The organism is Streptomyces hokutonensis (genome assembly GCF_042751305.1).
GTDB classification, from domain to species: Bacteria; Actinomycetota; Actinomycetes; order Streptomycetales; family Streptomycetaceae; genus Streptomyces; species Streptomyces hokutonensis_A.
Genome location: NZ_JBHYWD010000001.1, coordinates 533198 through 558319, shown reverse-complemented (window position 1 = coordinate 558319; position 25122 = coordinate 533198). Strand labels below are relative to the sequence as shown.

At 70.9% G+C, this 25122-nt stretch carries 24 protein-coding genes; 10 read left to right on the top strand and 14 right to left on the bottom strand.

Annotated elements, in window-relative coordinates; all coding sequences use genetic code 11:
* Positions 1-218 precede the first annotated feature (218 nt).
* The 5 genes from egtA (at position 219) to ACFXC1_RS02490 (ending at position 4892) form a co-directional block, all read left to right on the top strand.
* Entirely contained in the window at positions 219-1523 is a 1305-nt protein-coding gene (gene egtA, locus ACFXC1_RS02510; RefSeq protein WP_381237681.1) for an ergothioneine biosynthesis glutamate--cysteine ligase EgtA, read from the top strand.
* Entirely contained in the window at positions 1520-2851 is a 1332-nt protein-coding gene (gene egtB / locus ACFXC1_RS02505; protein ID WP_381237678.1) for an ergothioneine biosynthesis protein EgtB, read from the top strand. The genes egtA and egtB overlap by 4 nt, the downstream gene beginning before the upstream one ends.
* Positions 2851-3624, top strand: a complete 774-nt coding sequence (egtC, locus tag ACFXC1_RS02500; RefSeq protein ID WP_381237675.1) for an ergothioneine biosynthesis protein EgtC — start codon at positions 2851-2853, stop codon at positions 3622-3624. Before egtB ends, egtC begins: the two co-directional genes overlap by 1 nt.
* Positions 3621-4583, top strand: coding sequence for an L-histidine N(alpha)-methyltransferase (egtD, locus tag ACFXC1_RS02495; protein WP_381237672.1), 963 nt, complete (start codon positions 3621-3623; stop codon positions 4581-4583). Before egtC ends, egtD begins: the two co-directional genes overlap by 4 nt.
* Positions 4584-4676: 93 nt before the next feature.
* Positions 4677-4892, top strand: a complete 216-nt coding sequence (locus ACFXC1_RS02490) for a dodecin (protein ID WP_019068358.1) — start codon at positions 4677-4679, stop codon at positions 4890-4892.
* Between the two features lie 9 nt (positions 4893-4901).
* On the opposite strand, the gene ACFXC1_RS02485 is transcribed toward ACFXC1_RS02490, so the two are convergent.
* The 4 genes from ACFXC1_RS02485 to ACFXC1_RS02470 all read right to left on the bottom strand — a co-directional run bounded on the left by ACFXC1_RS02485 (position 4902) and on the right by ACFXC1_RS02470 (position 7003).
* Complete coding sequence (locus tag ACFXC1_RS02485) at positions 4902-5570, bottom strand: dihydrofolate reductase family protein (protein ID WP_381237669.1); 669 nt, start codon at positions 5568-5570, stop codon at positions 4902-4904.
* On the bottom strand, positions 5570-6082 hold the full coding sequence (locus ACFXC1_RS02480; RefSeq protein ID WP_381237666.1) for an SRPBCC family protein: 513 nt from the start codon (positions 6080-6082) through the stop codon (positions 5570-5572). The genes ACFXC1_RS02485 and ACFXC1_RS02480 overlap by 1 nt, the downstream gene beginning before the upstream one ends.
* A gap of 3 nt (positions 6083-6085) precedes the next feature.
* Complete coding sequence (locus ACFXC1_RS02475) at positions 6086-6427, bottom strand: ArsR/SmtB family transcription factor (RefSeq protein WP_381237663.1); 342 nt, start codon at positions 6425-6427, stop codon at positions 6086-6088.
* A gap of 84 nt (positions 6428-6511) precedes the next feature.
* On the bottom strand, positions 6512-7003 hold the full coding sequence (locus ACFXC1_RS02470) for a phosphatase domain-containing protein (protein WP_381237660.1): 492 nt from the start codon (positions 7001-7003) through the stop codon (positions 6512-6514).
* Positions 7004-7071: 68 nt separating this feature from the next.
* Between ACFXC1_RS02470 and ACFXC1_RS02465 the strand changes: the two genes are divergently transcribed.
* Complete coding sequence (locus ACFXC1_RS02465) at positions 7072-7494, top strand: (2Fe-2S) ferredoxin domain-containing protein (RefSeq protein WP_381237657.1); 423 nt, start codon at positions 7072-7074, stop codon at positions 7492-7494.
* 52 nt (positions 7495-7546) lie between these two features.
* Positions 7547-8542 carry an LLM class flavin-dependent oxidoreductase gene (locus ACFXC1_RS02460; protein ID WP_381237654.1) on the top strand — a complete coding sequence of 332 codons (996 nt, stop codon included), beginning with the start codon at positions 7547-7549 and terminating at the stop codon, positions 8540-8542.
* Here the strand turns inward: ACFXC1_RS02460 and ACFXC1_RS02455 are convergent.
* Positions 8532-9554, bottom strand: coding sequence for an alcohol dehydrogenase catalytic domain-containing protein (locus tag ACFXC1_RS02455; RefSeq protein ID WP_381237651.1), 1023 nt, complete (start codon positions 9552-9554; stop codon positions 8532-8534). The two genes, ACFXC1_RS02460 and ACFXC1_RS02455, sit on opposite strands and share 11 nt — an antisense overlap.
* A 166-nt stretch (positions 9555-9720) precedes the next feature.
* Here ACFXC1_RS02455 and ACFXC1_RS02450 point away from each other — a divergent pair, with 166 nt between their 5' ends.
* On the top strand, positions 9721-12036 hold the full coding sequence (locus ACFXC1_RS02450; RefSeq protein WP_381237648.1) for an ATP-binding cassette domain-containing protein: 2316 nt from the start codon (positions 9721-9723) through the stop codon (positions 12034-12036).
* Here the strand turns inward: ACFXC1_RS02450 and ACFXC1_RS02445 are convergent.
* From ACFXC1_RS02445 to ACFXC1_RS02415, 7 genes are all read right to left on the bottom strand, one after another.
* Positions 12006-13196, bottom strand: coding sequence for an alanine--tRNA ligase-related protein (locus ACFXC1_RS02445; RefSeq protein WP_381237645.1), 1191 nt, complete (start codon positions 13194-13196; stop codon positions 12006-12008). The genes ACFXC1_RS02450 and ACFXC1_RS02445 overlap by 31 nt on opposite strands.
* A 118-nt stretch (positions 13197-13314) precedes the next feature.
* Positions 13315-14250, bottom strand: a complete 936-nt coding sequence (locus tag ACFXC1_RS02440) for a lysophospholipid acyltransferase family protein (protein ID WP_381237642.1) — start codon at positions 14248-14250, stop codon at positions 13315-13317.
* Complete coding sequence (locus tag ACFXC1_RS02435) at positions 14250-15023, bottom strand: GNAT family N-acetyltransferase (RefSeq protein ID WP_200709147.1); 774 nt, start codon at positions 15021-15023, stop codon at positions 14250-14252. The genes ACFXC1_RS02440 and ACFXC1_RS02435 overlap by 1 nt, the downstream gene beginning before the upstream one ends.
* A 172-nt stretch (positions 15024-15195) precedes the next feature.
* Positions 15196-16221, bottom strand: coding sequence for a hypothetical protein (locus ACFXC1_RS02430; protein WP_381237639.1), 1026 nt, complete (start codon positions 16219-16221; stop codon positions 15196-15198).
* 122 nt (positions 16222-16343) lie between these two features.
* On the bottom strand, positions 16344-17093 hold the full coding sequence (locus ACFXC1_RS02425) for a succinate dehydrogenase/fumarate reductase iron-sulfur subunit (RefSeq protein ID WP_381237637.1): 750 nt from the start codon (positions 17091-17093) through the stop codon (positions 16344-16346).
* Positions 17090-19042: a fumarate reductase/succinate dehydrogenase flavoprotein subunit gene (locus ACFXC1_RS02420; RefSeq protein WP_381237634.1), complete on the bottom strand. Its 1953-nt coding sequence runs from the start codon at positions 19040-19042 to the stop codon at positions 17090-17092. Before ACFXC1_RS02420 ends, ACFXC1_RS02425 begins: the two co-directional genes overlap by 4 nt.
* A gap of 1 nt (position 19043) precedes the next feature.
* Complete coding sequence (locus ACFXC1_RS02415; protein ID WP_381239404.1) at positions 19044-19715, bottom strand: succinate dehydrogenase; 672 nt, start codon at positions 19713-19715, stop codon at positions 19044-19046.
* 120 nt (positions 19716-19835) lie between these two features.
* On the opposite strand from ACFXC1_RS02415, the gene ACFXC1_RS02410 reads away from it, so the two are divergent.
* Both ACFXC1_RS02410 and ACFXC1_RS02405 read left to right on the top strand, forming a co-directional pair.
* Positions 19836-20717, top strand: coding sequence for a LysR family transcriptional regulator (locus ACFXC1_RS02410; protein ID WP_381237631.1), 882 nt, complete (start codon positions 19836-19838; stop codon positions 20715-20717).
* Positions 20718-20761: 44 nt separating this feature from the next.
* Positions 20762-21988, top strand: a complete 1227-nt coding sequence (locus ACFXC1_RS02405) for an outer membrane protein assembly factor BamB family protein (RefSeq protein WP_381237628.1) — start codon at positions 20762-20764, stop codon at positions 21986-21988.
* A 12-nt stretch (positions 21989-22000) separates the two neighbouring features.
* Here ACFXC1_RS02405 and ACFXC1_RS02400 read toward each other — a convergent pair whose 3' ends face one another.
* Entirely contained in the window at positions 22001-24145 is a 2145-nt protein-coding gene (locus ACFXC1_RS02400) for a putative bifunctional diguanylate cyclase/phosphodiesterase (protein WP_381237625.1), read from the bottom strand.
* Positions 24142-24954 (bottom strand): SAM-dependent methyltransferase, encoded by an 813-nt coding sequence (locus tag ACFXC1_RS02395; RefSeq protein WP_381237622.1) that lies wholly within the window; start codon positions 24952-24954, stop codon positions 24142-24144. Before ACFXC1_RS02395 ends, ACFXC1_RS02400 begins: the two co-directional genes overlap by 4 nt.
* Between the last annotated feature and the right edge of the window lie 168 nt (positions 24955-25122).

The following is a 25122-nucleotide window of genomic DNA, read 5'->3' as shown; positions in this document are numbered from 1 at the left end:
CGTGCTCATACCAGCATCCTGAGCGATGCTGGTGGTGCGGTGCAACGGAGTTTCCGGGCTCCGCGAACGGTCGGCGAACCGGAGATTACCGATCCCGAACGTGGCAATACGCACCCTTGTGCGACCAGCCGCGAGGGTCTTGGGTGGGACAGGTGTGCCGGCCCGGGCCCAACCGAAACCGGGCCGGTGGCATGGTGGAATCTCAGGAGGATCCCGACATGTCCGATACGGCAAGTGACTGTGGCGACTGTACGGAGCCCCGTACCGCGGTCACCGAACCCGAGGTGGAGGCCCTGGTCAGGGGCATCTGCTTCAAGACCGGTCCGCCCCGAACGCTCGGGGTCGAAGTGGAATGGCTCGTCCACGAGCTGCGGCTGCCGCAGCTCCCTGTGACACCCGAACGACTCGAAGCGGCCTATGCCGCGTTGAAGACCGTGCACCTGAGGTCGGCGCTCACCGTCGAGCCCGGCGGCCAGCTGGAACTGAGCTCGTCGCCCGCCACCTCCCTGATGGAGTGCATCGGTTCCGTCTCCGAAGACCTCGACACCGTCCGCGCGGTGCTGGCCCGCGACAACCTGGGGCTGGTCGGCGTCGGCCACGACCCCTGGCACCCGCCGCGCCGGTTCCTGCACGAGCCGCGCTACGACGCGATGGAGCGCCACCTCGACCGCACAGGCCCCGCCGGCCGCCGCATGATGTGCAGCTCGGCCTCCGTGCAGGTGTGCCTGGACGCCGGCTACGAGGAGCCGGGACCGCTCGGCCACGGGCGGCGCTGGTGGCTGGCGCACCAGCTGGGCGCGGTGCTGGTGGCCGCGTTCGCCAACTCCCCGCTGGTCGGCCGCAGCCCCACGGGCTGGCGTTCCTCCCGGCAGCTGATCTGGATGGAGATCGGCCCCGGCCGGGCGGGCGCGCCCCCGCTGGACGCGGAACCGCGCGGCGCCTGGGCGGAGCACGTCCTCGACTCGCCGGTGATGTGCGTCCGGCGCGAGGACGGCCCGTGGGACGTGCCCGAGGGACTGACCTTCCGGGAGTGGACCCGTTCGTCCACACCCCCGACCCGTGACGACCTCGACTACCACCTCACGACCCTGTTCCCGCCGGTCAGACCGCGTGGCCATCTCGAACTGCGCATGATCGACGCGCAGCCCGGGGACGACGGCTGGATCGTGCCGCTGGCGGTGACGACGGCGCTGTTCGACGACCCGGAGGCCGCCGAGACCGCGTACCGGGCCGTGAAGCCGCTGGCCGAGCGGTCCCTCGGGCTGCCCGCGCCGCACAATCCGCTGTGGATCGACGCGGCCCGCTACGGACTGTCCGACCCGGAGCTGCACGAGGTGGCGCTCGTCTGCTTCGCGACGGCACTGGAGGCGCTGCCCCAGCTGGGCGCGAGCGCCGGGGTCGTGGACGCCGTCCGCGCGTACTTCGACCGCTATGTCATCCGGGGCCGCTGCCCCGCCGACGATCTGCTCGACCGCGTGCGTGGCACGGACAGCCGCCCGCACGGGAAGGACATCCGCACATGACCGACGCCGACACCACCGTTGATGACATCGATATCGAGGCGCTCAGGGAACGGGCGCTGACCACCCTCACCACGGCCCGGGACCGCACCACACTCCTGACGAGCTGCGTGGACGAGCCCGAACTCACCGCGCAGGTCTCGCCGTTGATGTCCCCGCTGGTCTGGGACCTCGCGCACATCGGCAACCAGGAGGAGCTGTGGCTGCTGCGGGCCGTCGGCGGCCGGGACGCGATGCGCCCCGAGATCGACGGCCTCTACGACGCGTTCGAGCACCCGCGTTCCGAACGCCCCTCGCTGCCGCTGCTGCCGCCCGCGGAGGCCCGGCAGTACGCGGCCGAGGTGCGCGGCCGGGTGACGGACGTACTCGCCGATTCGGCGTTCCGCGGGTCGCGGCTGACGGAGGCGGGATTCGCCTTCGGGATGGTCGCCCAGCACGAACAGCAGCACGACGAAACGATGCTGATCACCCATCAGCTCCGTACGGGGCCGCAGGCGTTGACGGCTCCGGACCCGGAACCGGTACCGCTGTTCACCGGCCCGGCCGAAGTCCTCGTCCCCGGCGGCCCGTTCACGATGGGCACCTCCACCGAGCCGTGGGCCCTGGACAACGAGAAGCCCGCGCACCGGCGTGAGGTGGCGCCCTTCTACATCGACACGACCCCGGTGACGAACGGCGCGTATCTGGCGTTCATCGAGGACGGCGGCTACGACGACTCGCGTTGGTGGACGAAGGAGGGCTGGGCGCACATCCGCCGCAACTCCGTTGTCGCGCCGCTGTTCTGGCGCCGTGAGGCGGGCCAGTGGCTGCGGCGCCGGTTCGGTGTCACGGAGGCCGTGCCGCTCGACGAGCCGGTGGTGCACGTGTGCTGGTACGAGGCCGACGCCTACGCCCGCTGGGCCGGACGCCGGCTGCCCACCGAGGCGGAGTGGGAGAAGGCCGCCCGCCACGACCCGACGTCCGACCGCTCGATGCGCTACCCGTGGGGCGACGCAGACCCGGCGCCGGAACACGCCAACCTCGGCCAACGGCACCTCCGCCCGGCACCCGCGGGCAGCTATCCGGCGGGCGAATCACCGCTGGGCGTACGCCAGTTGATCGGTGACGTGTGGGAGTGGACGTCGAGCGACTTCCTGCCCTACCCGGGGTTCAGGGCGTTCCCGTACAAGGAGTACTCGGAGGTGTTCTTCGGTCCCGAGTACAAGGTGCTGCGCGGCGGTTCGTTCGCCGTGGACGAGGTGGCCTGCCGGGGCACGTTCCGCAACTGGGACTATCCGATCCGGCGGCAGATCTTCTCCGGGTTCCGCACCGCCCGCTCGGGAGCCGTCTGATGTGCCGTCACCTGGCGTACCTGGGACCCGAGGAGCCGCTCGGCCGGCTCCTCGTGGACCCGGAACACAGCCTGTACCGCCAGTCCTGGGAACCGCGCAGCCAGAAGCACGGGACGGTCAACGCCGATGGTTTCGGGGTGGGTTGGTACGCCGAGGGCGACCCGGTGCCGGGCCGCTACCGGCGGGCCGTACCCATCTGGGGCGACCAGTCCTTCGCCGACCTGGCCCGCGTGGTCCGTACGGGGGCGCTGCTGGCCGCCGTACGGGACGCGACGTTCGCGGGTGCGGACGGGGAGGCCGCGGCGGCGCCGTTCGCCGCGGGCCCCTGGCTGTTCAGCCACAACGGCGCCGTCACCGGCTGGCCCCAGACGCTCGCCGCTCTCGCCCAACGGCTGCCGCCGGTCGACCTGTTGTCCCTTGAGGCCCGCTGCGACTCGGCGCTGGTGTGGGCACTGGTCCTCGGCCGGCTGCGGGCGGGCGACGAGGAGAGCCAGGCGCTGGCCGACACGGTGCTGGAGGTGGCCCATGCCGCCCCCGGCTCGCGCCTCAACCTCCTTGTCACCAACGGCGAGTCGATCGCCGCGACGGCCTGGGGGGACACCCTCTGGTACCTCTCGGGGCCCGGCCGCCGCACGGTCGTGGCCTCCGAGCCCTACGACGACGACCCGCACTGGCAGGAGGTCCCCGACCGCACTCTGCTCACCGCGAACCGCGCCGAGGTCCTCCTCACCCCCCTGAAAGACCTCGCACCACCGAAGGAGCCCCGCACGTGAGTCCGTTCCTTCTCACCCGCACCCTGCCCGAGGACGCCACCGACGCGGCCCTGCGCGCCGACGTCCTGCACGGCCTCACCCGCACCCCGAAGACCCTCCCGCCGAAGTGGTTCTACGACGCCCACGGCAGCGAACTCTTCGAGCGGATAACCGAGTTGCCCGAGTACTACCCGACCCGCGCGGAACGGGAGATCCTCATCGACCGGGCCGCCGAGATCGCCGCCGCGACCGGCGCGCGGACGCTCGTCGAGCTGGGCTCCGGCTCCTCGGACAAGACGCGCCACCTCCTCGACGCGTTCACCGATCTGGCCCTGTACGTGCCCGTCGACGTCAGCGAGAGCGCGCTCACCCAGGCCGGGCACGCCCTCATCGAGGAGCGGCCGGGGCTCGACGTACACGCCCTGATCGCCGACTTCACCGGCGCGATCACGCTCCCGGAGACTCCGGGACCGCGCCTGCTGGCGTTCCTCGGCGGCACGATCGGCAACCTGCTGCCGGCCGAACGCGCCACGTTCTTCGCCGGTCTCCGCGCGTTGCTCTCTCCCGGCGACGCGCTGCTGCTGGGCACGGACCTGGTCAAGGACGAACAGGTCCTGGTCAGGGCCTACGACGACGCGGCCGGGGTGACGGCAGCGTTCAACAAGAACGTCCTGACCGTGGTCGACCGCGAACTGGGCGCCGACTTCGACACCGCCGCCTTCGACCACGTGGCCCTCTGGGACGCCGGCAACGAGTGGATCGAGATGCGGCTGCGGTCCCGCACGGACCAGACCGTGAAGATCCCGGCGCTCGATCTCGCCGTCGACTTCGCGGCCGACGAGGAACTGCGCACGGAGATCTCGGCGAAGTTCCGCAAGGAGGGTGTGCGGAGCGAACTGGCGGCGGCCGGGCTGGAGTTGGCCCACTGGTGGACCGACCGGGAGGGCCGCTTCGCGCTGTCACTGAGCGTGGTGCGCTGACCTCGGGTGACGGGCCGTCTCGCGTACCGCCGCACCTTGGGGCACGGTGGAGTGACGCGTGACGCGCCCGTCACGGCCGAGAGGAGTACCCGCATGTCCAACCACACGTACCGGGTCACCGAGATCGTCGGCACCTCTCACGAGGGCATCGACCAGGCCATCCGCAACGGCGTCGCCCGCGCCGCGCAGACCCTGCGCAGCCTCGACTGGTTCGAGGTGACGCAGGTCAGGGGCCAGATCGAGAACGGGCAGATCGAGCACTACCAGGTCGGCCTGAAGGTCGGCTTCCGCATCGAGGACGAGGACTGACGGCCGGAACTAGCGTGGGCGCACCGCGTAGGTCAGGTGCGTCACCCGCGAAGACGGCTGCGAACGGACCGGCTCCAGCGCGATCCTGGACGCTTCCACGCCGTCGAACAGCCGGGTGCCGGTGCCGAAGAGCACCGGCGCCAGCGTGATCGAGAACTCGTCGACCAGGCCCGCGTTCAGGTACTCCAGGATCGTCGTGCCGCCGCCTGCGATGCGGACGTCGCGGTCGCCGGCGGCCTCGCGGGCCTGGTCGAGGGCGTGCTCGATGCCGTCGTCGACGAAGTGGAACGTGGTGCCGCCGGGCCGCTCCCACGGGTCGCGCTTGGTGTGCGTCACCACGAAGACCGGGGTGTGGAAGGGCGCCTCCTCCGGCCAGGACCGCTCGCCGAGGTCGAACATGCGCCTGCCCATGACGCTCGCGCCGGTGCGCTCGAACGTCTCCCGCGCCATGTCGTTGTCGAGGCCCTCCTCGCCGCCCTCGCCCAATTTGAGGTTCTCCCGGAAGAACCGCAGCGGGAACACCCACTGCTGCAGTTCCGTCCACTGCGCCAGCCAGCGCCGCACATCCGGGTCGTCCCGTCTCCCGGGCGCGAAGAGCGTGTCCGGGTCGGGCACGGGCTCGGGTGCGACGAAGCCGTCCAGCGACATCGACACGCTGAAGAACACCTTCCCGGCCATCAGCCCTCCGCCCCCTTCCGCGCGAGGTCGGCGACGTAGGCCGCGAGGCTGCTCAGGGTCTGCTCGCCGCCCTCGATCGCGTGGTACTTCTCGGCCGCCTCGTCGCGCAGTTCCTTGCTGGGGAACAGGGTGCGCATGACGATCCGGGTCGCCGAGCCGTCCGCCGCGAGGGTCAGGACCGACTCGAATGCGTTGGGGTCGTCGCGGGTCTCACCGTGCAGCAGCTCGATCCGCTCCGGCGGGACGATCCGCGTCCAGCGGATCCACTCGGAGTAGTCGGTCCCGTCCGGCCCGTGCAGCACGAAGACCCACTCCCCGCCCTCGCGGAACTCGAAGGACCGCGTGGTGGTGGTGAACCCGTCCGGCCCCCACCACCGCGACAGATGCCGCACCTCGGTGAACGCCTCGAACACCAGCTCCTGCGGGGCGTCGACGACCCGGGAGATCACGATCTCCCGGTCGTCCGTGGCCGACTCCGCCCCCGCCCCCGTCTCCTGCCTTGTCCCTGCCATCGGTCATTCCTCCTGCCGTGCCTGCTTGAGGTCCTGCACATAGCTGTCCAGCCGGTCGAAACTCTCGTTCCAGAACCGCTCGAATCCGCCGGCCCACTCGTGGACGGGCCGCAGCCCGCGGGCGTCCAGGCCGTACAGCCGCTGCTTGCCCGCCTCGCGGACCCGCACCAGGCCTACCTCCCGGAGCACCCGCAGATGCTTGGACGCCCCCGGCTGGCTCATCCCCAGCTCGTGCGCCAACTCGGTCACCGGCCGCTCGCCCGCCCGCAACAGCGCCAGGATCTCCCGGCGCTGCGGCTCGGCGATCGCGTTGAAGACGTCCGACGTCGTCGCTGCTCGTGCCATGCGGCCATCGTATGCCGATATGGGAATGCGTCAAGCGGACCGGGACCCTGGCGCGCCCTGTCGGACGACGCGGGTACGGCCCTCTCAGGTCCGGCCCTCCCCCTCCTGCGCCGCCTCCAGCGCGGCGGATGGAACGGTCCAGCGGGCCCGTACGACCCTGAACCCGGCCCGCTCGGCGTCGTCGCACACCAGCTCGTCGTCGTCCACGAGAACCCGGATGTCCCGGTCCCTGGCGAGCCGCTTGAGGATCTCCAGCTTGGTGCGCCGGGCCGGCCTGCGGTCGTCGTTGCGCCGCATGAAGACCCGCCCCTCGGGCAGTCCCTGCGCGGCGAGCCAGTCGAGCGTGTCGCGCCGGCAGCGCTCGGGCCGCCCGGTCAGATAGACGACCTCGCACTCCTCGGCACTCTCCAGCGCGAGCGCGACACCCTGCGCCAGCGGCGGGTCGTCGGGCGCGGCGCCGAAGAAGCCGTCCCAGTCGCGCGGCTTGTTCTCCAGGAACCGCTGCCGGTGGGCCGTATCGGCGAGGGTGTTGTCGAGGTCGAACACGGCGAGGGGCCGCCTGCTGTCTGCTGTCACCGGGCCACCATAGACAGCCCGCGCACCCCGGCGGCGGGCGTCCGAGGCCCTGGCCTCATGCTTCTCGTATGTCTGCCCCAACTCCCGCTCCCCGTACGTTCCTCATAGGCGCCGCCCGAGAACGGCCCTGCACTCTCGTCGTCTGCCGGGGATGCTGCTGCGGCGACCCGCGCAAGCACCCGGGCACGGACCACGTCTGGCAGTTGGAACGGCTGCGGTCGGGTGCGGCCGAACACGGTTTCGCGGTGCGTACGACGGACTGCCTCGGCCCGTGCGACCAGGCCAACGTGATCGTGGTCCAGCCGTCGGCCGCGGGGCGGCGGGCCGGCGGGCGGCCGACCTGGGTCGGGTTCGCGATGGAGGACGACTGCACGGAGGAAGTGCTGGAGTGGGCGGCGGCGGGCGGGCCGGGGCTCGCGGAGCCGCCCGTGACGCTGGAGCTGCAGTTCATCGACCCGCCTCGGGACGCACGCGTACGGTCCCGGCGGTGACGGCACCGACCGACCCGGGGAATGCCGGGGGCCTGCGGGCGTTGAACACCATGTGAGCTCCTTGATCGCCTCGACCCCGTTCTCCGTGCTCGACCGCTCCCGCACCCGTGAGGGGCACACGGCCGGTGAGGCGCTGCGTGACACCGTGCGGCTGGCGCGGGAGGTCGAGGAGCTGGGCTATCACCGGTTCTGGGTGTCGGAGCACCACAGTGTGCCGGGAGTCGCCGGTTCCGCGCCGACCGTGCTGGCCGCCGCCGTCGCCTCGGCCACCCGGAACATCCGGGTGGGGACGGGCGGGGTGATGCTGCCCAATCACCAACCCCTGGTCGTGGCCGAGCAGTTCGGCGTGCTGGAGTCACTCTTCCCCGGCCGGATCGACATGGGCCTGGGCCGCTCGGTCGGCTTCACCGACGGCGTGCGCAAGGCGTTGGGCCGCGACAAGGACGACGCCGACGACTTCGCCGGACAGCTCGACGAACTCCTCGGCTGGTTCCGGGGCGCCTCGCCGACCGGCGCGCACGCACGCCCCTCGGAGGGGCTGAACGTCCCGCCGTTCGTGCTCGCGATGGGCGAGGGCGCCGACATCGCGGCCCGGGCCGGGCTGCCGATGGTGATCGGCGACCTGCGCAACCGGGACAAGATGCGGCGCGGCATCGACCACTACCGCGCCCGGTTTCGCCCCTCCCCCTGGGCCGCCGAGCCGTATGTCGTCGTCTCGGGCACGATCGCCGTGGCCGCCACCCCCGAGGCGGCCCGACGGCTCCTCGTCCCGGAGGCCTGGTCGATGGCGTACTCGCGCACCCACGGCACGTTCCCGCCGCTGCCGCCCGCCGAGCGGGTGGAGCAACTGGCCATGTCCGACAAGGAGTTCGGCTTCTACGAGGCCGGGCTCACCGGACAGCTCGCGGGCACCGAGGAGCAGGTGGCCCACGAACTGGAGACCGTACTGAAGGAGACGGGCGCGGACGAGGTCCTCGTCACCACCAGCACCTACGACCGCGAAGCGCTGCTGGACTCCTACCGGCGGCTGGCCTCACTCAGGGGGTGAGCACCATCCGGAAGCGCGCCGCGCCGGACAGCATCCGCTCATAGGCCGCGCCGACCTGGTCCAGCGGCACGGTCTCCACCATCGGGTGGATCCCGTGCAGGGCGCTGAAGGCCAGCGTGTCCCGCACGTCCTGGGCGGTGCCGGACGGATGGCCCCGAACCACCTTGGCGCTCATGAGGAGTTGGAGCGGGCTGATCTCCAACGGCGCGTTGTCCGCGCCGATGACCACCAGTTCGCCGCGGGGCCGCAGCCCCTCCACGGTCGCCGCGGCGGCGCCGGCGTTGCCCGCCGTGGCCAGTACCACCTTCGCGCCGCCCAACGCCCGCAGCGCCTCGGCGACTTCGGTGTCCGCCGTGCTGTCGACGTAGTGGTGTGCGCCCAACTGCTTGGCGAAGTCGGCCTTTTCGGCGCCGCGCGCGATCGCCACGGTCTCGAATCCCATCGCGACCGCGTACTGCACACCGAGGTGACCGAGGCCGCCGAGTCCGAGTACGGCCACCAGGTCGCCCGGTCCCGCCGCGCTGTGCCGCAGCCCGTTGAAGGTGGTCACGCCCGCGCAGCCCATGGGCGCGGCGGCACTGGCCGACATGCTCTCGGGGATCCGGGCGAGCGCGTCGGTGGGCGCGATCGTCATCTCGGCGAAGCCGCCGTCGTACGCCCAGCCGGGCACCTTCAGGTTCTCGCAGACGATGAAGTCGCCCTGCCGGCAAGGGAGACAGTAGCCGCAGCTGCCGCCGAACCAGCCGACCGCCACCCGGTCGCCGACCCGCCAGCCCCGGTCCGAGGTGCCCTCGCCGAGCGCGTCGATCCGTCCGGCGATCTCGTGCCCGGTGACGAGCGGGAAGCTCACGCCCGGCACCCCGGCGTTGACGAAGAAGGTGTCGCTGTGACAGATCCCGCAGGCCTCCACGGCGATCCGCACATGGCCGGGGCCCGGTTGCCGCACATCGCGCTCGACGACCTCGAACTCGCCGCCGGCGACACCGACTTGCGCGACTCGATAGCTGCTCATACCTGTCTCCCGGAGGGATGCGACTACAGCTCGACCCGTGGTAGGCCGTCTGCCGCGCCGGCCGACGCCGGTATCCGTGTCTTCCAACGTGGCACAGCACGGACGCCACCGCACCCCCGCAGGTCAGCGGGCGTCACCCGGCGCGGTCGCATAGACTCGCCGGGTCATGCACAGCCCCTACGTCCGCGTCCGCGGCGCCCGCGAGCACAACCTCCAGGGCGTCGACGTCGACATCCCCCGGGACGTGCTGGCCGTGTTCACGGGCGTCTCCGGTTCCGGGAAGTCGTCCCTCGCCTTCGGCACGATCTACGCCGAGGCGCAGCGCCGCTACTTCGAGTCGGTCGCGCCGTACGCCCGCAGGCTGATCCACCAGATCGGCGCCCCGAAGGTCGGCGAGATCACCGGCCTCCCGCCCGCCGTCTCGCTCCAGCAGCGCCGCTCGACCCCCACCTCCCGCTCCTCGGTCGGCACGGTCACCAACCTCTCCAACTCTCTCCGCATGCTGTTCTCCCGCGCCGGCGACTACCCGCCCGGCGCCGAACGCCTCGACTCGGACGCCTTCTCCCCCAATACGGCGGCGGGCGCGTGCCCCGAGTGCCACGGCCTCGGCCGGGTGCACCGCACGACCGAGGAGTCCCTGGTCCCCGACCCCTCCCTCTCGATCCGCGAGGGCGCGATCGCCGCCTGGCCGGGCGCCTGGCAGGGCAAGAACCTGCGCGACATCCTCGACACCCTCGGCCACGACGTGGACGTGCCATGGCGCGAGCTCCCCGCCGAGGAGCGGGAGTGGATCCTGTTCACGGACGAGCAGCCGGTGGTCACGGTCCATCCGGTCCGGGACGCCGACCGCATCCAACGCCCGTACCAGGGCACGTACATGAGCGCCCACCGCTATGTCATGAAGACCTTCGCGGACACGAAGAGCCCCACGCTCCGGGCCAAGGCGGAACGCTTCCTGACCAGCGCCCCCTGCCCGGTCTGCGGAGGCAGCAGACTGCGCCCCGAGTCCATGGCGGTGACCGTCGCGGGCCGCACGATCGCCGACCTGGCCGCCCTGCCGCTGGCGGAGTTGGCGGGCGCGCTGGGCGGTACCTCGGAGGCGGCCCGCGTCCTCACCGAGGACCTCACCTCCCGCATCTCCCCCGTCCTCGAACTCGGCCTCGGCCACCTCAGCCTTGACCGCGCGACCCCGACCCTCTCCACCGGGGAACTCCAACGCCTGCGCCTGGCAACGCAGTTGCGCTCCGGTCTCTTCGGTGTCGTCTACGTGCTCGACGAACCCTCCGCCGGACTGCACCCCGCCGACACCGAGGCCCTGCTCACGGTGCTGGCGCGACTGAAGTCGGCGGGCAACTCGGTGTTCGCGGTGGAGCACCACCTCGACGTGATGCGCGCCGCCGACTGGCTGGTGGACGTGGGCCCGCGGGCCGGCGAGCACGGCGGGCGGGTGCTGCACAGCGGCCCGGTGGCCGACCTGGCGAAGGTGAAGGAGTCGGCGACGGCCCGGTTCCTCTTCGACCACTCACCAGTCCCCGCCCGCGAAGTCCGTTCCCCGCTGGGCGAGTTGAAGGTCGGGCCGGCCACCCGGCACAACCTGCGGGACGTGACCGCGGAGTTCCCGTTGGGCGTGTTCACCGCGGTCACCGGCGTCTCGGGCTCCGGAAAGTCGACCCTCATCGGCGAGATCTCCGAGGAACTTCCGGGCGTGGGGCGCCTGGTGTCGGTCGATCAGAAACCGATCGGCCGCACCCCGCGCTCCAACCTCGCCACCTACACCGGCCTCTTCGACGTCGTCCGCAAGGTGTTCGCCGCCACCGACGAGGCACGGCAACGGGGTTACGGCGTCGGCCGGTTCTCCTTCAACGTGCCGGGCGGCCGCTGCGAGACCTGCCAGGGCGAGGGATTCGTCAGCGTCGAACTGCTCTTCCTCCCGAGCACCTACGCCCCCTGCCCCGACTGCGGCGGCGCCCGCTACAACCCCGAGACACTCCAAGTGACGTACCGGGAACGGAACATCGCGCAGGTGCTCGACCTGACGGTGGAGGCCGCGGCGGACTTCTTCGCGGACACGGACACCCCTGCCGTGGCCCGCAGCCTCACCACACTCCTGGACGTCGGCCTCGGCTACCTCCGGCTGGGCCAGCCCGCCACCGAGCTGTCCGGCGGCGAGGCCCAGCGCATCAAACTGGCAAGCGAGTTGCAACGCACCCGACGCGCCCACACCCTCTACCTCCTCGACGAACCGACCACCGGCCTCCACCCGGCCGACGTCGAGGTCCTGCTACGCCAACTCCACGGACTGGTCGACGCCGGCCACACCGTGATCGTGGTCGAACACGACATGGCGGTGGTGGCGGGCGCGGACTGGGTGATCGACTTGGACGCCGGCCGGATCGTGGCAACGGGCCCACCGAGGGATGTGGCGGGAGTGGCAGGAAGCGCTACGGCTCCTTATTTGAGAAGGGCGCTGGCAACGCCCTGACCCCACAGGCCGTCGACCAGTTCACGGGGCAACCCATGAGTGTCGTGCAGGTAGTGGTAGTTCTCCTCACTCAGAGGACCTCGAAACTCCCGTCGGGACAACACCCGCCGCCCCCGCTCCAGAAGTTGATCGAACCGCCGCTCCTCGTCCATCAACACGCCCCGCACGACATCGACACCGAGCGACTGCCGAAAATGGTCGAGCGTGTACTCGACAAGCTCCCCCGGCAGATCACCCAGCGTGCGCGAAGGATCATCGCGCCGCAAAACCGTGAGCAACCGCCGCACCAGCCGCCGTAGGACATACCCACGCCCGGTGTTGGACGGCCGTACCCCGTCGCCGAGGACCACGACGCTCGACCGCAGATGGTCGCAGACCACCCGCACGGACCCCTCGTCCAGATCCCACAGCCGTGGAACCAGCCGCATCCACGGCTCGAACAGATCCGTCTCATATACCGAGCGGCACCCTTGGAGCACGGAGACGAACCGCTCCAGCCCCATGCCCGTGTCGACGTTGACCCGCCGCAGCGGCACCAGCTCGCCGTCCTCGCCACGCTCGTACCGCATGTGCACGTGGTTCCAGATCTCCACCCAGCGCGAGTCGGTGGTCGGACTCCCTTCCGGCGGGCCGTCGCCGGACCAGAAGAAGATCTCGGAGTCGGGGCCGCAGGGGCCGGTCGGTCCGTTGGACCACCAGTTCTCGTCCCGGGTCGGCTCCACGGGGAGGCCCAACTCCCGCCAGGTGTACAGGGATTCAAGGTCGGGGCCGATCCGCCCATCGCCGCCGAAGACCGTGACGTACAGCTTCTCGCGCGGGATGCCGAAGCCGTCCCGCAGCAGCTCGTACCCCCAGCGCAGACTCTGCGGATGGTCGTAGTCGCCCAGCGACCAGGAGCCGAGCATCTCGAACACGGTCAGGTGGGTGGGGTCGCCGACCTCGTCGAGGTCGGTGGTGCGCAGACAGCGCTGGACGTTGACCAGGCGTCGGCCCTGTGGATGGGGGCGGCCCTGGAGGTACGGCGTGAGCGGGTGCATGCCGGAGGTGGTGAAAAGGACCGGGTCGGACGGCGGTGGCAGGAGGGTGCTGCCGGTGATCGGCTCGTGCCCGCGTTCGCGGTAGAAGTCGAGGAAGGTGCGGACGGTGTCTTCGGTATTCATGGCGGTGGGTCCTTCGGGTCTGATGGGGACCGGAAAAGGACCGCGAAGAGACCTGCGAACAGGCTGGAAACGACACGTCCCGGCGGTCCGTTTCCGGCCGCCGGGAGAGGTGGTGAGGTCAGACGTCGGCGGCCGGCGAGCTGGTCGCTCGCGCGGTAGCGGTGCCGGTGTGCCTGATGATCCTCATGGCCGCGACGCTAGCAGGACGCCTCCGCGTCGTCCTGCGAATTTTCGCCGGGGTCCGCACCACCGAGGTGCAGTGGTCCGGGTGGTGGGCCCGGCCCGACACCCCGGTCTGCGCCGCGTGGGCGAGGGAGCGGCGGTCGGGGTGGCTGCCGGGCGCTATGGTCTCCCCCACCTCGACGTCGGCGACCAGTCCGCGCGTCGACACCACCCGCCACACCGAGGTGAGCAGCGAGTCGCTGCCGACGAATGCGGGCGCGGTGCTGGCCGTACCGCCGTCGGTCCGGTAGTGCAGGCCGACCGGCTGGACGGGTACTCCGGCGTCCAGCGCGGCCTGGAAGACGGCCCGCCGGAAGTGCCCCTGGGCCAGGCCGCACCAGGTGCTGCCCTCGGGGAAGACGGCGACCGCTCCGCCGGCGCGCAGGGCGCCCGCGATGGCGGCGACCGTCTCGGGCAGGGCCCGCAGCCGGTCACGGTCGATGAACAGGGCGCCGCTGCCCGCGGTGAGCGTCCCCGCGACGGGCCAGTGCCGGATCTCGGCCTTGGCCAGCATGCGGGCCGGGCGTACGGCGGCCATCAGCGGGATGTCCAGCCACGAGATGTGGTTGGCGACCAGCAGCAGTCCGCCGGTGGGCGTGGTGCTTCCGGTGATGCGGAGCCGGATGCCGGCGGCCCGGACGATCGTCCGGCACCACCAGCGCACCGCGCGGGCCGGGATGCGCCCGCCGATGGGGGTGAGGGCGGCCCCGGCGGCCACCACGACCAGTACGGCCACGAATCTCAGCACGGCGCGCGGTACGGCCGTGACGGACCCCGTCGACTCTATGCACGTCCTGGGGGTGCAGGGCGCGCTGGGCAGCCAGACGCTCATCAGGCCGGGACGAGCGAGAGGAAGTGCCGCAGATAGCGCGGGTTGACCCGGCGCATCGACAGCAGCACGTACAGGTCGGCGACCCCGAAGTCCGGGTCGTGGGCGGGTTCGCCGCAGACCCAGGCGCCGAGCCGGACGTAGCCGCGCAGCAGCGGCGGGAGTTCGACGCGGTCGGTGGGGCGGGTGACGCCGTCCGGGCTCCAGGGGAGCAGCGGGCGTACCCGGAACTCCTCGGGGGCGAGGTGCTTGGCGCTGACCCGGTCCCAGGTGCCGGCGGCGAGGGCGCCGCCGTCGGCGAGCGGGATGGAGCAGCAGCCGGCGAGCCATTCGTGGCCGCGGTCGACCATGTAGCGGGCTATGCCTGCCCAGATGAGACCGATGACCGTGCCGTCGCGGTGGTCGGGGTGGACGCAGGAGCGGCCGACCTCGACGAGGCCCGGGCGGATCGAGTCGAGGGGGGCGAGGTCGAACTCGCTCTCCGAGTAGAGCCGTCCGGCGACCGCGGCGCGCTCCGGCGGCAGCAGCCGGTAGGTGCCGACCACCTGGCCGGTGACCGTGTCTCGGACGAGGAGGTGGTCGCAGTAGGCGTCGAAGGCGTCCACGTCCAGGCCGGGCTGCGGGCTGGACAGGTGGGCGCCCATCTCCCCGGCGAAGACGTCGTGCCGCAGCCGCTGCGCGGCACGCACATCGTCCTCGTCTCGGGCGAGCGTGACGGTGTAGCGGGTCGGCGCGGCGGGCTGCGAGGGACGGTCGAGGGTGGAAACGCCGGTCATGGCTCTCCCTGATCACGGGCCGGGTTCGGCGAAGGAACAAGCTGGCCGGTTCCGTATGTCCAGCCGCAACAGTTCTTCCTACGCCGGGCGTCCTGCGCGTGACCTGTGCCCGGAGCCGGGATGTGGGGTTGTTGAACGGCGTCCCCACACCCGGGTCCTCAGGGTGTGCCGCTCACTTCGGCGGGGCGCACCGCCCCAGCCACTCCCGGGTCTCGTCGGCACCGAGCACCCGCTCCAGCACCAGGTCACCGGTCATCCCTGGGAAGAACCGGCCCGCGGGCCACCCTCGCTTGTACGGCGGCGGGTCGAGGACCACCACCCGTACGCCTTCAACGACCGGGATGTCGGTGGGAGTTCCCTCGTTCCACACCCAATCGCCGCCCGGGGTCACGAGGTTGAAGGCCCCGGTGGTCGGCACCTGCCCCGGGGCGTCCCGGCACACGGCCGCCTCCTGCGCGGAGGGCGCCTGCCCGGGCACGTGTCCGCCGCCGATCAGGACGTCGGCGAGGAGGGTGTGCAGCTGGAAGTTGTCGCCGATGCCGGTCATCCGGAGCAGATAGCCGGTGCCGGTGGGGCGGTGCAGGGCGAGGAGGGGTTCGTCGTCGAGGACGAGGAGGGCGTAGCGCAGGCATTTGAAGTCGTGGCCGGACGCCTCCTGTATCTCGTGCAGGGCGCGCAGGAGTCGGAGGCGTACTTCGGGCGGGAAGGTGGTGCGCACCGCGAGGTGGTTGAGCATGGCGTTGGATGCCATCTCCCACTGCGGCAAGGTGATCCAGCCGACGGCGGCGTCCTGTCCGACCCGTTCGAGGGCGGCCTCGGTGAGGGCGGCCGGGTCGGGATCGGGGAAGTCTCCGCCGCCGGTCGCCGCCCAGCGTGCGCAGAACTCCTGGGCGACACCGAGTACTTCGGCCAGTCCTTCGAAGGTGTGCGGCGCGCAGGCGCCGGCGTCCGCGCCCCGCTCGACACAGGCGCCGACCAGTACGGCGACCAGGGCGCGGGGTCCGGGCGGCACCGTCGGCAGCAGTGCCGCCAGACGCGGGCCGACCTCGGCGAGGTCGGCGTCCCCCGCGTGCTCGAAGTGCCGCTGGATGTCCTGCATCGCCTGCTGCGCTCGCTCACCGTCCCCCTGGCGCACGGCGGTCTCGAAGGCCGCCACCGCGTCGGGAAACCGCGCCCTCCCCCTGCCTGTGAAGATCATGCGCGCAGCCTACCGAGCGCCACGATGCCTGGCGGGACCGGGGATGAGCACCACTCCCGGTCCCGCCCGTCCGCATCCTGTCGGCGAACGTTCTTGTCCCCCAAGGGAGTTCGTAGGGGTGTTCAGCGCTTGGCGACCTTGCGCGTCGCCCGCAGCCACTCCTTGTTCATGCTGGTGATGGAGACCAGCGGGATGCCCTTCGGGCAGGCGGTGGCGCATTCGCCGGCCAGCGTGCAGCCGCCGAATCCCTCGTCGTCCATCTGGGCCACCATGTCGAGGACGCGGGTCTCGCGCTCGGGGGCGCCCTGCGGGAGCACGTTGAGGTGGTTGATCTTGGCCGAAGTGAACAGCATCGCCGCGCCGTTGGGGCACGCGGCAACGCATGCCCCGCAGCCGATGCACTCGGCGTGCTCGAAGGCGAAGTCGGCGTCCGGTTTGGGGACAGGGGTGGCATGGGCCTCAGGGGCCGCTCCCGTCGGCGCGGTGATGTAGCCGCCGGCCTGGATGATCCTGTCGAAGGCCGACCGGTCCACCACCAGGTCCTTGACGACCGGGAAGGCCGAGGCGCGCCACGGCTCGATGTCGATCGTGTCGCCGTCCTGGAAGGACCGCATGTGGAGCTGGCAGGTGGTGGTGCGCTCGGGGCCGTGCGCGTCGCCGTTGATGACCAGGCTGCACGCGCCGCAGATGCCCTCGCGGCAGTCGTGGTCGAAGGCGACCGGGTCCTCGCCCTTGAGGATGAGTTCCTCGTTGACGGTGTCGAGCATCTCCAGGAACGACATGTCGCCGGAGATTCCGTCCACTTGGTAGGTGGACATGGCGCCTTCGGCGTCGGCGTTGCGTTGCCGCCAGACGCGCAGGGTGAGCTTCATGCGTAGCTCCGCTGAGTGGGGTGGACGTACTCGAAGACCAGGTCTTCCTTGTGCAGCACGGGAGATGACCCCGTACCGGTGAACTCCCAGGCGGCCGCGTAGCTGAACTCCTCGTCCCTGCGCGCCGCTTCGCCGTCCGGGGTCTGCGACTCCTCGCGGAAGTGGCCGCCGCAGGACTCGGCGCGGTTGAGCGCGTCGAGGCACATCAGCTCGGCGAGTTCGAGGTAGTCGACGACGCGGTTCGCCTTCTCCAGCGACTGGTTGAACTCCTCTCCGGTGCCCGGGACCTTGATCCGCCGCCAGAACTCCTCGCGGATCTGCGGGATGCGCTCCAGCGCCTTGCGCAGTCCGCTGTCGCTGCGGGCCATTCCGCAGAACTCCCACATGAGCTCGCCGAGTTCACGGTGGAAGGAGTCCGGGGTGCGGTCGCCGTCCACTGCCAGCAGCAGGTTGATGCGGTCCTCGGTCTCGGCCAACACCTGCTGTACGGCGGGGTGTTGGACGTCGATCTCCTCGTGTCCGGGGTGCCGGGCGAGATAGTCGTTGATGGTCGCCGGGAGCACGAAGTAGCCGTCGGCGAGGCCCTGCATCAGCGCGGAGGCACCGAGCCGGTTGGCGCCGTGGTCGGAGAAGTTGGCCTCGCCGATCGCGAACAGGCCCGGGATCGTGGTCTGGAGGTCGTAGTCGACCCAGAGGCCGCCCATCGTGTAGTGCACGGCGGGGTAGATCCGCATCGGGACCGTGTACGGGTCCTCGGCGGTGATCCGGGCGTACATGTCGAAGAGGTTGCCGTACTTCTCCTCGACGGCCTTGCGGCCCATCCGCTTGATGGCGTCCGCAAAATCGAGGTAGACGCCCTGTCCGCCGGGACCGACGCCCCTGCCCTCGTCGCACACGTTCTTCGCGGCGCGGGAGGCGATGTCGCGCGGCACCAGGTTGCCGAAGGACGGGTAGATGCGCTCCAGGTAGTAGTCGCGCTCGTCCTCGGGGATCTGGTTCGCGGGGCGCGTGTCACCCTTGGCCTTCGGTACCCAGATCCGGCCGTCGTTGCGCAGCGACTCGCTCATCAGGGTCAGCTTGGACTGGTGCTCGCCGGTGCGCGGGATACAGGTCGGATGGATCTGTGTGAAGCACGGGTTGGCGAAGAGCGCGCCGCGCCGGTGTGCCCGCCAGACGGCGGTGGCGTTGGAGTTCATGGCGTTCGTCGACAGGTAGAAGACGTTGCCGTAGCCGCCGCTGGCGAGGACGACGGCGTCCGCGAAGTACGTGTCGATACGGCCGCTGATGAGATCCCGCGCCACGATCCCGCGTGCCTTCCCGTCGATGACGATCAGGTCGAGCATCTCGGTGCGCGGGTGCATCTCGACGTTCCCGGCGGCGATCTGACGGGACAGGGCCTGATAGGCGCCGAGGAGGAGTTGCTGGCCCGTCTGGCCGCGGGCGTAGAAGGTGCGGGACACCTGGACGCCGCCGAAGGAGCGGGTGTCGAGGAGGCCGCCGTACTCCCGCGCGAACGGCACGCCCTGCGCCACGCACTGGTCGATGATCTCCACCGAGATCTGCGCCAGGCGGTGGACGTTGGACTCGCGGGCCCTGAAGTCGCCGCCCTTGACGGTGTCGTAGAAGAGGCGGTGGACGGAGTCGCCGTCGTTTCGGTAGTTCTTCGCCGCGTTGATGCCGCCCTGGGCGGCGATCGAGTGGGCGCGGCGCGGGGAGTCCTGGTAGCAGAACTGGACGACGTGGTAGCCCTGTTCGGCGAGGGTGGCGCCGGCGGAGCCGCCCGCGAGGCCGGTGCCGACGACGATCACCGTGTGTTTGCGCCGGTTGGCGGGGTTGACGAGTTTGGCCTCGAAACGGCGGGTGTCCCAGCGCTCGTTGATCGGGCCGGTTGGCGCCTTGGTGTCGGTGACGGGTTCCCCGGTCGTGAAGTCGGCGTATTCAAGGGCCATTTCAGCTCACCACTCCGGTCATGACGCCCACGGGCACGGCGATGAAGCCGGCCGTGAGCAGCAGTGCGAGGACATTGGCGATGGTCTTCAGGGCGCGGTCGCGGCTGCGGCTGCCCGCGCCGAGGGTCTGGGCCGCGCTCCAGAAGCCGTGCCGGACGTGCAGGCCGAGGGCGAGCATCGCGACGATGTAGATGGTGTCGCCGTACCAGGTGGAGAAGGTGTCCACGACGTTCTGGTACGGGTGGCCCTCCTGGAAGCCGCCTGAGTGCACGGTTCCGGTCGTCAGGTCGAGGATGTGCCAGACGATGAACAGGGCGAGGATGATCCCGCCCCAGCGCATGGTGCGGGTCGCGTAGGTCGCGCGGGGCTTCTTGTGCACGTACTTGCTGGGGCGCGCCCTGATGTCGCGGCGGCTGAGCTGGTACGCGGAGACGGCGTGCGCGACCACGGCGACGACGAGGACGATCCGGATCAGCCAGAGCGTCCACTCGTAGTGCATGAAGGGTTCACCGACGGTGCGCAGCCAGTGGGCGTAGTGGTTGAACTCCCCCGCGCCGAAGAAGATCTTCAGGTTCCCGATCATGTGGACGACCAGGTACAGCAGCATGATCAGGCCGCTGACCGCCATCACTGTCTTCTTGCCGACGGAGCTGTCCCACACCGTGCGCGCCATCGACGGCCGTCGGTCCGTCCGCGTTGCCAGAGCCATGCCTACGGACGTTAGGTCCCGGAAGGTCGATCGGTCCAAGACATGATCCACCTGGATTCCATAGGCTATGACTATCGTGGCTGTATGCAGTTCCAACAGCTCCAGTACTTCGTGGCCGTCGCCGAGACCCGGCACTTCACCCGGGCCGCCGATCTCGTCCATGTCGCGCAGCCCTCGCTGTCCCAGCAGATCAAGGCGCTGGAGCGGGAGTTGGGGGCGGATCTGTTCCTGCGCGCCCGGGGCAACATCACGCTCACCGACGCGGGCGAAGCGCTGCTGCCGCTGGCCCGGCGCATCCTGGCCGACGCGGACACGGCCCGGCACGAGGTCCTGGAGCTGGTCCAGCTGCGCAGCGGCCGGGTCCGCCTGGGCGCGACGCCGAGCCTGTGCACGGGGCTGCTGCCGGACGTGCTGCGCGCCTTCCACGACCGCTATCCGGGCATCCGGCTGCTGATCGAGGAGGGCGGTTCGCACGATCTCGTACGCGAACTCGCGCGCGGCGCCCTGGACTTGGCCCTGGTGGTGCTGCCGCTGCCCACCCCGTCGCCGGCCCTGACCACGGTGGAGCTGCTGCGCGAGGACCTGGTGGTCGTGTCGTCACCGGAGGAGCCTGCGCCGGGCCGCGGGCGGACGGTGCGGATCTCCGATCTGGAGGGCGCGCGCCTGGTGATGTTCCGGCACGGCTACGACCTGCGCGAACTGACCGTCGCCGCGTGCCGCGCCGAGGGCTTCGAGCCCGACTTCGCGGTGGAGGGCGGCGAGATGGACGCGGTCCTCGGCTTCGTACGGGCGGGGCTCGGCGTGGCCGTAGTACCGCGCATGGTCGCGACGAGGTCCGGGCGGGGGCTGCGGGTGACCCCGCTGGCGCGGCCCGGACTGCACCGGACGATCGCGCTCGCACATCGCAGCGATGTGGCGCCGCCGCGTGCGGCGAGGGAGTTGCAGCGGATGCTGCTGGAGCGCTGACCGTCCGTACGATGAACCCTTCTCGTACGAGGGGGGAACCAAGGATGCGCAGAACATGGCTGGCCGGTGCGCCGCTGGTCGGGCTGATACTCGCGGGCTGCTCGGGCTCGGGCAGTACGCCTTCCGGCGAGTCGAGTCGTACGACGGTTTCGGCATCCGCGTCGCCCAGCGCCTCGCCGACCCCCGTCTCCGGCCCTGGGTGGAATGCGTGGACCGCTTCCTACTCCGCGGCGGAGGGCCGTTGTGAGGCGACGGCTCACCAGGTCGTGTGCCGCACCGGTTCCGGCGGGTTCGTCGGGCGGTCCCGCAGCACCGGCGAGGTCACCTGGTCCGTCCCGCCGGCCGGCCGCGGCAAGGACGCGGAGCTGGTCGTCGACCCGGCCACCGAACGGGCCGTGACCAACTCCGGCAAGACGCTGCGCGCGGCGAATCTGCGCACGGGCAAGGTCGCCTGGACCCGCCCGCTGACCGACGGCTCCACCTTCCCGGTGGCCATCAGGGTCGCGGAGGGGACCGTCTACGTTCTCGAAACCCCGACCGCGGGCACGAAGATCATCACCCTCGCCGCCTTCCGGGCGTCCGACGGCAAGACGCTGTGGCACCGCAACGTCGCGGTGGATCCGTACGGGGACATGGCCGCCTTCGGGGGCCGCGTCTACACCACCGACGGCACGAAGGTCACCGCCCGCGACGCCCGCACCGGCGCCACCGTGGCGACCACTCCCAAGGGCGTCGAGTGCTCGTACCTCATCTCCGGCGGCAAGTACCTCGTGTGCACCGGCAGCCCGATCTCCGCCGGGGACACCTTTCCGCCGCTCCAGCGGCTGGACCCGGACACGCTCCGGCCGATGAAGACCGCCGAGGACACGGGAGACAAGCCCGAGCGCGGGGCGATCTCGTCCGACGGTGTGCTCGTGCTGTACGAGGCCAACGCGGAGGACTCCAGCGCCGGTTCCTGGAACGCGTACGACCTCGTCCACCCCAAGAGGCTGTGGAGTTACTACGACACCACGGAGGAGGGGGAGTTGGCGGGTGACCGGTTCCTCACCTTCACCCCGCGCAACGACGCCGCCGTCAGGGACCGGGTGATCTCGATCGACCTGCACGCCGGTCCGAAGGGGACCGGCGACGCCGCGCCGCACCTGTCCCCGCGGTACTCGCAGGCGAGGGGCGGGGAATACCCCAGGCTCGCAGTGCCGGGGGGTGACCCGGACCATGTCGTCGTGCAGGCGGGCACCCATCGCAGCCTGCGGTCGATCCCGCTGCCCTGAGGCAGCGGTCGCTCAGCCCGTCGCGTCGACCAGCGCCAGTTCGTGCAGCCGCTCCGGCGGGCCGGGGCGGGCGTAGTACCAGCCCTGGGCGGTGTCGCAGCCGAGTATCCGCAACTGCTCGGCCTGCGCGCCCGTTTCGACGCCCTCGACCGTCACCGCGAGGTTCAGGCTGTGGGCGAGGGAGACGATCCCCTCGACGATCTTGAGGTCGACGGGGTCGGCCGGGAACTGCTGCATGCCCTGGGTGAAGGAGCGGTCCAGCTTGAGGATGCTCACGGGCAGGCGGCGGAGGTTGGCGAGGTTGGAGTAACCGGTGCCGAAGTCGTCGAGGGCGATGTCGACGCCCATCTCGGCGAGGCGCCGCAGCGGCTTGAGCAGGTCGTCGTCGGCACCGATGAGCGCGGACTCGGTGACCTCCAGGCAGAGCGCGTCGGGGCTGACGCCCGCGCGCTCCAGGATGTCGACGGTGTCCTGCACCAGGCCGGGGTGGCTGAGCTGGCAGGGCGAGAGGTTGACGTTGATGCGCAGCGGGCCGGTGGCGTCGTTGCCACCGTGTCGTTCCTGCCACTGCTTGGCCTGCCGTACGGACTGGTCGAGGACCCAGCGGCCCAACGGCACGATCAGGCCGGTGTGTTCGGCGAGCGGGATGAAGCGGTCGGGGCCGAGGACGCCGTGCTGCGGGTGCAGCCAGCGGACCAGGGCCTCGGCGCCGCGCACGCTGCCGTCGCCGAGGTGGACCAGGGGCTGGTACTCGATGAAGAACTCGTTGCGGTCCAGGGCGGCCGGGAGTGCGGTCGTCAGGCCGTGGCGGGTGATCGCGCGGGCGTCGGCCTCCGGGTCTGCGAGTTCGAAGCGGTTGCCGCCCGCCGACTTGGCCCGGTACATCGTGATGTCGGCGCTGCGCAGCACCTCCGCCGGGCCGCGCTCGCCGGCCGGGCCCTCGACGATGCCGATGGAGCCGCGCACGGTGAGGTCGCGGCCGTCGATGCTGACGGGGGTGATGAGCGCGTTCATGATGCGGCCGGCGAGTTCGTCGACCTCGCGCTCGGTGTCGGGGCCCGTGGTAAGCGCCACGAACTCGTCGCCGCCGAGCCGGGCGACCATCTCGCCGGGCGCGGTCGCGCAGGACTGGAGCCGGTCGGCGACCTCGACGAGCAGCCGGTCGCCGGCCGCGTGGCCGAGGCTGTCGTTGATGGTCTTGAAGCCGTCGAGGTCGAGGTAGCAGAGCCCGAACCGCTGGTTGTCGCCCGCGCCGAGCGCCTTCTCCAGGCGTTCGAAGAACAGGGTGCGGTTGGGGAGGCCCGTGAGGGCGTCGTGGGTCGCCTCGTAGCGCAGCCGCAGGTTGAGAAGCCGGCGCTCGGTGGTGTCCTCCATGAGGGCGAGCTGGTACTGCGGGTTGCCGTCGGCGTCGCGCAGCAGGGAGACGGTGAGGTTGGTCCACAGGACCGTTCCGTCAGGCCGGTAGAACGCCTTCTCGACGTGGTAGTGCTCGCGCTCGCCGCGGACGAGTTCGTCGTAGAGGGTCCAGGTCTGGGGCGCGTCGTCGGGATGGGTCCACTCACGGACGTTGCGTCCGCCCATGGTCTGGTCGGAGACCCCGAACATGCGCAGCAGCGCGCCGTTGACCTGGAGGATGTTGCCTTCGAGGTCGGCCATGCCGATTCCTATGGCCGCGCCCTCGAAGACCGCGCGGAAGCGGGCCTCCGTCGCGTGCAGGGCCTGCGCGACGACACCCTGGGCCTGGAGGGCGGCCACCGAGATGGCCTCCTGCTCGGCGAGGGTCCGCTCACGCAGCTCCTGGGCGAAGCCGGCGGCCATGGCGTGCTGGAGGCGGGCGGAGCGGATCCGCAGGTCCTCCTGGGAGCCGTCGCCGCCGCAGTAGAGCACCAGGTAGGCGTCGACGCACTCCAGGGTGCGGCTGAGGGCGTCGGGGTCGGTGCAGTGGGCGGCGACGAGGGCGGCGCCGACCTGCTTGCCCTCCTCGGCCTCGAAGGTCCTGGCGCGCAGCGCGTCGCTCAACCGCCGTGCCAGCGGCAGGAGTCGCTCCTCGAACTCCGGGCGGGTCAGCGAGGTCGAGGTCGCCGGGAACACCGCCCGGCTCCAGATGGTCGCGAACCTGCGCAGTCTGTCCTCCGGCCCGTCCGGCTCCGCGATCACGCCGTGCGTCCTACGCCGGCGAAACCGGAGAAGGAAAACGGATCCTCGTCCTCCGGTGCGGTGTCGGGCCGCCAGTCCGGCATCGGCACCAGTCCGGGTTCCACCATGTCGTACCCCTCGAAGAACCGCGCGATCTCGTCGCGCGAGCGCATGATCAGCGGATTGCGAATGTCCTTGTACACGTCGACCGCGCCCTCCGCCCGCTCCGGTGGCAACGGGATTCCCTCGTACGAGGCATGCGTGAGGATCAGCAGGCTGCCGGGCGCGAGTGCCTCGCGCAGCTGTGCCACCGCTCCGTACGGGTCGTCCGCGTCTTCCACGAAGTGCAGTATGGCAACGAGAAGGAGGGCCACTGGCCGATTCACGTCGATCAGGCGCTGAACCTCGGCGCTCGCCAGGATCTCCTGGGGCTTGCGGAGGTCGGCCGCGACGACGCCCGCGGTGGCGTTGCCCGCGAGGACCGCCTGGCTGTGCGCGACCGCCACCGGGTCGTGGTCGACGTACATGACATGGGCGCCGGGGCTGGCCTGCTGGGCCACCTCGTGGACGTTTCCGAAGGTGGGAATTCCGGAGCCGATGTCGAGGAACTGGGTGATGCCCTCGGCCGCCGCGAAGCGCACGGCGCGACGCATGAACGCCCGGTTCGCCTGCATGATCTTGGGAAGTCCCGGGAGGAACTCCATGGCCTTGCGGGCCGCCTCCCGGTCGACCTCGAAGTTGTGCGAACCGCCCAGGTAGTAGTCGTAGATACGCGAAACGCTCGGCACCGAGATGTCGATGCTTCGTGGTGCCCAGGCGGGACGCTCCATGTATCTCTCCAAGGCGTAGGCGATCCGGTGTTCGAGCTGAGGCTACTGATCGCCCGCCAAAGGAGCGAGCGGAAACGGAAATTGACCGTCCGTTCCCGGTCACTGCCTGCGGCACGTGCCGAATTGACGTGCGGGGACACGCGGAGAGGCGCGCAGAATGCCGGAATT